8 protein-coding genes are annotated in these 7,419 nt (G+C 41.1%); 7 read left to right on the top strand and 1 reads right to left on the bottom strand.

What is annotated here, in order from left to right; genetic code table 11:
- Positions 1–243: 243 nt before the first annotated feature.
- From ACTS60_RS00330 to ACTS60_RS00305, 6 genes are all read left to right on the top strand, one after another.
- Positions 244–864, top strand: a complete 621-nt coding sequence (locus tag ACTS60_RS00330) for a hypothetical protein (RefSeq protein ID WP_440886734.1) — start codon at positions 244–246, stop codon at positions 862–864.
- A gap of 781 nt (positions 865–1,645) precedes the next feature.
- A complete protein-coding gene (locus ACTS60_RS00325; protein ID WP_440886733.1) occupies positions 1,646–1,942 on the top strand; it encodes a hypothetical protein in 297 nt (98 codons plus the stop codon).
- Positions 1,943–2,093: 151 nt separating this feature from the next.
- On the top strand, positions 2,094–2,504 hold the full coding sequence (locus ACTS60_RS00320) for a hypothetical protein (protein WP_039549692.1): 411 nt from the start codon (positions 2,094–2,096) through the stop codon (positions 2,502–2,504).
- Between the two features lie 145 nt (positions 2,505–2,649).
- Entirely contained in the window at positions 2,650–3,201 is a 552-nt protein-coding gene (locus ACTS60_RS00315; RefSeq protein ID WP_440886732.1) for a GrpB family protein, read from the top strand.
- 731 nt (positions 3,202–3,932) lie between these two features.
- Entirely contained in the window at positions 3,933–4,865 is a 933-nt protein-coding gene (locus ACTS60_RS00310; RefSeq protein ID WP_440886731.1) for a DUF4238 domain-containing protein, read from the top strand.
- A gap of 72 nt (positions 4,866–4,937) precedes the next feature.
- Positions 4,938–6,032 carry a DUF5677 domain-containing protein gene (locus ACTS60_RS00305; protein WP_440886730.1) on the top strand — a complete coding sequence of 365 codons (1,095 nt, stop codon included), beginning with the start codon at positions 4,938–4,940 and terminating at the stop codon, positions 6,030–6,032.
- 150 nt (positions 6,033–6,182) lie between these two features.
- Here the strand turns inward: ACTS60_RS00305 and ACTS60_RS00300 are convergent, their stop codons facing one another.
- Entirely contained in the window at positions 6,183–6,617 is a 435-nt protein-coding gene (locus ACTS60_RS00300) for a hypothetical protein (RefSeq protein WP_031813925.1), read from the bottom strand.
- A gap of 214 nt (positions 6,618–6,831) precedes the next feature.
- Here ACTS60_RS00300 and ACTS60_RS00295 point away from each other — a divergent pair, with 214 nt between their 5' ends.
- Entirely contained in the window at positions 6,832–7,182 is a 351-nt protein-coding gene (locus ACTS60_RS00295) for a hypothetical protein (protein ID WP_029790600.1), read from the top strand.
- Positions 7,183–7,419 lie beyond the last annotated feature (237 nt).

The following is a 7,419-nucleotide window of genomic DNA, read 5'->3' as shown; positions in this document are numbered from 1 at the left end:
ACCTTTGGGAATGAGCGGCTAACAAACTGTTTAAGAGTGATTCGCAACGCGTGGCATTTTTATTATGCGTTGGTTTTAGTGGTTAAGGTGGTATGCGGCGGCTTCGGTATTGCGTTGCTCACACCTTAACAGGGCGTTATGCAGCAGTAGCTCCTGATAGACATAAAAATTGTAATCTGCGTCGGCATGAAATTCGTTACAATGTTCCTAGTTTTAATTTAGATATTTCAGAGGTTTGTACCCATGAACAGAACACAATGGGAGATCGCTGGTTTTTCCAGCTTAACAGTGCTTGCAGCAGCTATTTGCACTATTACTTATTATTACGGCGCGGCCTCAAGTCAATCTGAAGTAAAGGCTTTACAGCACACAGTCGAAAGTTATAAAAATTCAAGTGCTTTAAATACTGAAGAGTTCTTGTCTAAAGCAACGGATGCAGCTGACAGCTTAAAGCTTTCCATCGATGAAAGGCTGATGCTTGAAAGGCAAGTTAGGGTAATCTCTAACCTTGAGAAAGAGCTTAAAGGTGAACAAGCTGAAGTTGAGCGCCTTCAAGCCGATTTGTCTGAAACTAACCAAAAGGTAGAATTACTTCAGTCTAAGCTTGCTAACATCCAGCTCAAAAGAGTAGATTTTTCCCTCTCTCAAGGAGAAGCAAAAAGCTTAAGGGGTGGGAGTGTTCAGGTTGGCTTTAAGGATTACAATAACTACTCGAATCGCTGTAATGTATATATCAATAATGAATCCGAAATAATGAGTGCTGGTGAGTATAAAGTAGTAGGGGAGTGTAAGGTGGTCGTAACAGCCTGCTCTTACACCTCTGGTGGAAAACTACCAGCTAAGTTCGAGCTGTTGTGTCCATAGCTGCATAACAAAGCATTTAAGAGTGATTCGCAACGCTTGGCAGTTTCGCTTCGCTCAGGTATAGCCAAGCGCCGCTCACACCTTAATGCGGCGTTATGTTTACTTTAAATTCAAAGGCTTAAAGGTCTTAGGCTCTAGTTCTTTGTCCCTCTGGCAATCCGTCCCTAGTAGACTCAGCAAATCCGCATTGTCGGTCTAAGTTCTTGAATCATTCAGGCCGTAAAACGTGCCAATGTTCGCGGGTTGCTTCATTGTCAGGTCGTGGCGGTTGGCTTCTTGTTTAACTGGCTCAAAGTCGCTTTGAGGTTCTTAGCCAATTAGCATTTCAGCTTGGCAGTTGCCTCGGCAATTCAGCATTGTTTTGCGCTTTGGTTGGAAAGAAAGGGCATTTGTTGAAGCTAAGTCGGGTTGCCTCATTGGGAAGAGAAGTGGACTTACACGTTTTAGGTTTGTCGCCTTTGGTGGTCAAGTAGGCTCTAGCCTTGTGGTTGGGTTCAGAAAACTGGCTTGAAATAGCAGTTCTTTCTCAATTAAGTCAGTAACTTGTGGTAAAACATAACAAACAATTCAACAGTGATTCGCAACGCTTGGCGCTCTCACTTCGGGTTGAGTTAAGTGTTTACGGCGCAGTGGTTAAGTACAGTGGCTGCGCTGCTCACACGTTAATTGGGCGTTATGCTAATTTCGCCGCAAAGTATCGAGAATACTGCTGTGCCCAACACAGAAATTTAAGTCAAATTGAGTACACTGTTCCAAGATCAATTTTGTATTGGAGTGAGTAATGTCATTTGATTTCAAAGCAGCAGCAGAGCAGTTAACAGATGATGAGAGAGAAGAAGCTCTTAATCACTATTTGGAAATCAATGGTGGTAGCGATGCTGAGTCAGGAATAGTTCGTCAGTTGCTTGGGGAAGAAAGCAAGCCTCTTTCAGAAAAACAAAAGTATGTATATGAAAATAATGTAGTACCTTGCTTAGCTGAAAAGTGTGGAATACCTAGTTGTACAGCAATTATCCCAGCCGGTAGAGAATACTGCCCATCCTGTGAAATTAAGTTTGCAGTACCTGGAAAGTATTAGCATAACAAAGCATTTAAGAGTGATTCCCAACGCCTGGCATTTTTCATTCCATGGTTGGGTTTTGTGTTTACGGTGGTCTGGTTGGGTTTCGTGGTAGCGTTGCTCACACCTTAATGCGGCGTTATGTTTCAATTTCAAATAGGAGTTAATCATGGATTGGGTTTCGATCCTTATAAATGCGATACTCATAATATGGGTCGCATCATTGCAGATCCGAGCATCTCAAAGTAAAACTGATTGTCAGAATTTGGATCCCGTAGTTCAGATTCAAAATGCTTCAAAAAAACTGACATCTACTATCAAACCTTACGCCATTCCTCTGTTTTTCATAGGTATTAGTGGCTATAGCTTGTATTTCGAAATGCAAGTAGATGAACCAATTACCAAATTAGTTATCCTCAAAATAGCTACATTAGTAGGTTTGTTTTTTGCAAATATCGTTCTTATTATCGGCACTTGGCACCGGGCTCAAGGGTACAAACTAGCAACAAAAATTATTAGTGATTTAACGGGGGCTTTCTCGGGGTCTAAATCTAAAGAAAACAGTGAACAAGAAACATAACAAACAATTTAAGAGTGATTCAGCACGCGTGGCATTTTTACTATGCGTTGATTTTAGTGATTAAAGTGGTATGCGGTAGCATCGGTATTGCATGCTTCACACCTTAATTGGGCGTTAGGTTTACGAGTTAACATGGGAAGTTAAAGTGGATAAATCTGAGTTGATAAAGCGACTTGAGGAGTTAGGTGTAGGGCTAGAGCGTTTTACAGTCCAGTTAACCGACTACGTCCATACATGGTCTGAAGCCTATGATCTCATTGTTAGCGCGATTGCGCCTAATTTGAGCGGTGTGGCAATTTATCATATAGGTAGTACAGCGACCCCAGGCTCAATTGCAAAACCGATAATAGATATAGGTATCGCATATAATGACAATTTAACTCTTAAGCAAAACATTCTAGCGCTCGAATCTCTAGGCTTTACTTGCAAAGGAGAGCAGGGTGTTGAAGGTCGTTGTTTCTTTACATATTACAACAATAACGAACGTTTCGATTATATCCATGTTCATGCTTATAAGAAGGGTGACTCAAAGTTAAGAAGACATATTCAATTTAGAGATGCTCACATTCAAAACCGAGAGTTGCTAATCGAGTACAATGCCCTCAAACAGGGCTTAGTTGCAAATGGCGTCAGTAGGCAAGATTATCCTGAGGCTAAAGCAGCTTATATTCAAAGAATACTGTCACTTACTTCGTAAAATCATAAACCTAACAAACTGTTTAAGAGTGATTCGCAACGCGTGGCATTTTTACTATGCGTTGCGTTTAGTGTTGAAGGTGGTATGCGGCGGCATCGGTATTGCGTTGCTCACACCTTAACAGGGCGTTATGTTTACTTGTATTTCAAAGGCTTAAAGGTCTTAGGCTCTAGTTCTTTGTCCCTATGGCAGTTCGTCCCTAGTAGACTCAGCAAATCCGCATTGTCGGTCTAAGCTCTTGAATCTCTCAGCCCGTAAAACATGCCAATGTTCGTGGGTTGCTTCATTGTCAGGTCGTGGCAGTTGGCTTCTTGTTTAACTGGCTTAAAGTCGCTTTTAGGTTCATAGCCAATTAGCATTTTGGCTCAGCAGTTGCCTCGGCAATTAGCCACTGCTTTGCGCTTTAGTCGGAAAGAAAGGGCACTTGTTGGAGTTTAGTCGGGTTGCCTCATTGGGCAGGGAAGTGGACTTACTTGTTTTAGGCTGGTCGCCTTTGCTGGTCAAGTTGGTTTCAGCCCTGTGGTTTGCTTCAGAAAACTAGTTAGAAATAGCAGTTCTTTCTCAATTAAGTCAGTAACTTGTGGTAAAACATAACAAACAATTCAACAGTGATTCGCAACGCTCGGCGCTTTCACTTCGGGTTGAATCTAGTGTTTACGGCGCAGTATTCAAGTTCAGTGTTTGCGCTGCTCACACGTTAATTGGGCGTTATGTCTCCGGAGGAAAAATAGATGTTCGATCAGAAAAAGAAAAAACAGCATTACGTTTGGAGACGATACCTAAAGTCTTGGCTCGTAGATGAGAAACTTGCATGTATGAGAAATAAACAGCATGTATTTTCAACCGCGGATTTGATGAATGTTGGCCAGAAGAGCTATTTTTATAAAGTTAATTGTCTGTCCGAACAAGATATTAACTTTGTTAGGGATATGTTTTTATCTGATGTGGATGAAACGGTTAGCGAAATTTACGAGGGACTATTTTCTCTCTTTCGCCATGTTGAACAAGTTGAAAAGTTAAAATCTGACGGCAGCGATTCTGATATTGAGAAACTGAAGCAGCACTACGCTAATAACCTAGAAGAGGAAATTCAGTCGGAAATTGAGTTACAAGGTGATCCCTGTCTTACGAAACTTTTATTGGGAGACGTAAGTTTCTTTGAAAATGATGAAAGTGCCGCACACTTTCTAAACTATTTATGTATGCAGTATTTGCGTACAAAAAAGCACCACGATGCATTAGTTTCTGGTGTTACGGGTGTTAACCGAGAACAAATAATAAAGTGTGCAAACTTAATTCGTATTGTCTTTTCAGCGAAATTAGCGGCAAACTTGTATGTGAATCGATCAAATTATAAATTGGTGATAGCAAGAAACATCAGTGACACGCCATTTATTACTAGCGATCAACCAGTGGTTAATTTCTTAGACACAAAAACAGACCAGAACCAACAAACAGAGGAATTTGGTCTATATTATCCCTTATCTCCAGAATTGGCTGTATTTTTAGTTGAAAAGGATATATTTGGTTCAGTGTCAGAAATGAGCTTTGATAAGGCCTCTGTTGAACAGTTTAACCAAATTACGCTTAGTGCCTCGCATGAACAGGTCTATGCTTCTTCCGAAACCCAGTTGAAGTCTTTGCGTGTTGAACTAGAGACATAACAAAGCATTTAAGAGTGATTCCCAACGCTTGGCATTTTTCATTCCATCGTTGGGTTTAGTGCTTACGGCGGTATGGTTAAGTTTCGTGGTTGCGTTGCTCACACCTTAATGCGGCGTTATAAATCAGAAATATTTATGAGAACTATTCAAGAACAATTCAATAAAATCCTCGAGGATTTGGTTGCTGATAACCCAGCTAAAGCGCGAGAGCTAGATATCAAAAAGCTGGTTGCTGACTTAACTCCAGAATTTGTAGAAATGATCGGTAAATCATTGCATTCCTCAATGCCTGAAATGCTTTCACATCGCAGGTCAGATTTTAGCTCGTTTGCGGATATGAATGTTGAAAAATGGCAATCGGCTTTTGATCTACTTGAAACGCATATCGTAATCTGTACTGAAGCGGGAGCAACTCTAAATTCAAAGTATCGCCCAGAAGCAGCAGAACAAGGGGACTTGATATTTGACCTATTAGTTCGTCATCACGCTAGAGCCTGCCACATAGCAAACGAAATTTTATGCTTATTAAAGAGTGGGTTCCCTGATGCTGCACACTCAAGATGGAGAGCGTTACATGAAGTGAATGCCACTGCCTTATTCATTTTTAATCACGGTCAAGAGTGTGCCGAACGCTTTTATTTTCATGATGTTGTGGATGCTTATGACGCTATGAAAGAGCATCGTAAATACGAAGACCGGTTACAAGCAAAGGGACCAACAGATATAGAAATGAATGAATTGAAAAAGGTTTACGATGATCTCATCATAAAATACGGTAGAAGCTACGCCGGGCATTATGGGTGGGCTGCATATTTGTTTCCGGGACATAGTCGCGTAGGATTCGGTGCTATTGAGAAAGACGTGGGGCTTGAACATATGCGCCCTTATTATAAATGGGCAAGCCAAAATATTCATGCAGGCTCGAAAGGTTTGAGAAACCGCTTAGCGCTTGTTGATTGTAGCGAAGACATATTAGTAGTTGGGCAAAGCAATTCAGGTATGACAGATCCGGCTCATGCTACAGCCATTAGTTTACTCGGGGTAACGAGTACATTACTGACCTATAAGCCCTCGATGGATACAATTGTAATGCTGCAAATAGCGGCAAAGTACTCAGATAAAATTGGTCGTGAGTTTCTCAGGCTTTCGAGGAATACTGATTTATAACAAACTGTTTAAGAGTGATTCGCAACGCGTGGCATTTTTACTATGCGTTGGTTTTAGTGATTAAGGTGGTATGCGGCGGCATCGGTATTGCGTTGCTCACACCTTAACAGGGCGTTATGTAACAAGGGGAGAGTTTCCCCTTGTACTGCCTTAGAAGCCTAACTTAGTTGTAATTATTCCCGCTAGAACGCCATATCCGAGGTTTTTGCAGATATCTGTTAGCTGAGATACTGCTCGGAGGTAGTTAAATTTACCTCCATCGCTCGTAGTTACAGAATTTAGTGTATCTCTTACTACTTTGAGTTGGCGCTTGATTTTTGCTTTATCGATGTCGTTGGAGATGCCTTCTAGCTCGTCGGTAACTTCTTTTAGAGGTATTTGGAGCTCTTTTACTCGTGAATCGAGGTAAGCTGAGTATGCTTCTGGAGTCATTACTTGGTTTCCATCAGCATCTAAGTTTAAAACTTCGCCATTTTTTCCGATATCCACAAACACAACTTGAGACATATCATCAGTAACTACAATATTGTTGTTTAGTTTTAAATCACCGATTTTGCCGCCCTCGGCAATGTTGATCAGCTTCATAAAGACCTCTTATATGTGAAACTGATTTATATTAATCTGAGCTCATTTTTGGTGCAATCAGTTACGACACATGTTACATAACAAACTGTTTAAGAGTGATTCGCAACGCGTGGCATTTTGACTATGCGTTGCGTTTAGTGTTTAAGGTGGTATGCGGCGGCTCAGGTATTGCGTTGCTCACACCTTAACAGGGCGTTATAAGCTTGGAGGAATAATGCAAAGTATCAGTGTTCTAGTAGTACCTGAAACTGAAGAGTTTACAGAAGACGTTTCTCATCATGATGTGGTGTGGATAAATAAGAGTTTAGGCAAACCGAACCTTAAAGGGCGTAATGCTAAATACCTTGTGCCATATTGGTTGAAAGAACCTGTTGGTGCTAATCGTATATACCACATTCTAGAGATCACAGAATATGACGAGTGTTACGGTATTAAGCTTGGAAATTCATTCATACTCTCTCAACAATGGTGTGGTATGGCGCAGAAAAGGCGCTTTGAATATTGGGATCTTACAGAGTTTCAATTCGTAGAAATTTGTCCCGGGCTACTTACACCCAACTGGTGAGCACGCTTATAACAAACTGTTTAAGAGTGATTCGCAACGCGTGGCATTTTCACTATGCGTTGCGTTTAGTGTTTAAGGTGGTATGCGGGAGCTTCGGTATTGCGTTGCTCACACCTTAACAGGGCGTTATGTGCAAGGTTGATTATCAAAATCATAATCCCCATATAGTTCTTAGGCTTAATCAAATAGGAATGATGTATGCCACAGATTTATCGTACAGTTTCGCATGTTGATGGT

The sequence above is a fragment of the Vibrio sp. WZ-1 genome (genome assembly GCF_052037695.1).
GTDB lineage: Bacteria > Pseudomonadota > Gammaproteobacteria > Enterobacterales > Vibrionaceae > Vibrio.
This window is presented reverse-complemented; position numbering and strand designations above follow the sequence as displayed.